The 1068-nt window shown below is 60.2% G+C and carries 1 protein-coding gene and 1 pseudogene; both read left to right on the top strand.

Annotation, left to right across the window (positions count from 1 at the left end; translation table 11 throughout):
• Window positions 1-108 (top strand): annotated as a pseudogene (locus A2I95_RS41580) (ABC transporter ATP-binding protein); the annotation flags it as partial.
• Between the two features lie 147 nt (window positions 109-255).
• Window positions 256-1068, top strand: an 813-nt coding sequence (locus tag A2I95_RS41575; protein WP_291738112.1) for an ABC transporter permease, incomplete at its 3' end; no start/stop codon positions are given.

The following is a 1068-nucleotide window of genomic DNA, read 5'->3' as shown; positions in this document are numbered from 1 at the left end:
AGCACCCTGCCGAAAGAACGGCCTCTGGATATCCGTGACAGTCCGGAGTTCATCGAAATTGCGCATCGGGTGCGCGAAGGGCTGCGGGCGGGTCATGGCGATGACTGATATCAACCAGCAAAATACGGCGGCATCTGACACGCAGTCCCTGAACACCGCTTGTACACTGACGGGCGCATCATTCACGATATCGGAATATTCAAATTTTCCGGTCAATTTTCTGTGCAGAAAATTGGTGCGGCGCGGGGGCGGATCATGAAAAGCCTTCTTGCTGTCCTCACCGTGCTCGCTGCCATCATCGGCTTCTGGTACGCCGCTTGCGTCCCGATGAATATCAAAGGTGTGCTTGATCAGGCAGAGCGGGCAGGGGCCGTGGTCACACCGGCTGCCGCCAAGGAGCGCCGGTACATGAGTGAAATCGGGCTGGTGGCGAAGAACACATTTGCTATTGGCGAAACCTGGGTGCAGGAGCGTCCGCGCTTGCCGGCCCCGCATCAGGTGGCGGTGGAGCTGTGGCAGACCACGGTGGAAAAGAAGGTCACCTCGAAACGCAGCCTGATCTATCATGCGCAGGTGACGCTGAGCGCCACGCTTCTGGGCTTTGCCATTGGCACCGGCCTGGGCATCCTGCTTGCGGTGGGGATCGTGCATAGCCGGGTGATGGATATGTCGGTGATGCCCTGGGCGATTGTCAGCCAGACCATCCCGATCATCGCTCTGGCACCGATGATCATCGTGGTGCTGTATTCCATCGGGGTGCAGGGGATTATCCCGAAGGCGGTTATCTCAGCCTACCTCAGCTTCTTCCCGGTGGTTGTCGGCATGGTGAAGGGCCTGCGGGCGCCGGATGCGATGCAGCTGGACCTTTTGAAAACCTATAACGCCAATACAAATCAGGGGTTTTGGAAGCTGCGGCTGCCGTCCTCGATGCCGTATCTGTTCGCCTCGCTGAAGATCGGCATTGCCGCCTCGCTGGTGGGGGCCATCGTGGGAGAGCTGCCGACCGGCGCGGTTGCGGGGCTTGGCGCGCGGCTGCTGGCCGGCAGCTACTACGGGCAGACCGTGCAG

It is taken from the genome of Leisingera sp. F5 (assembly GCF_001593695.1).
This window is presented reverse-complemented; position numbering and strand designations above follow the sequence as displayed.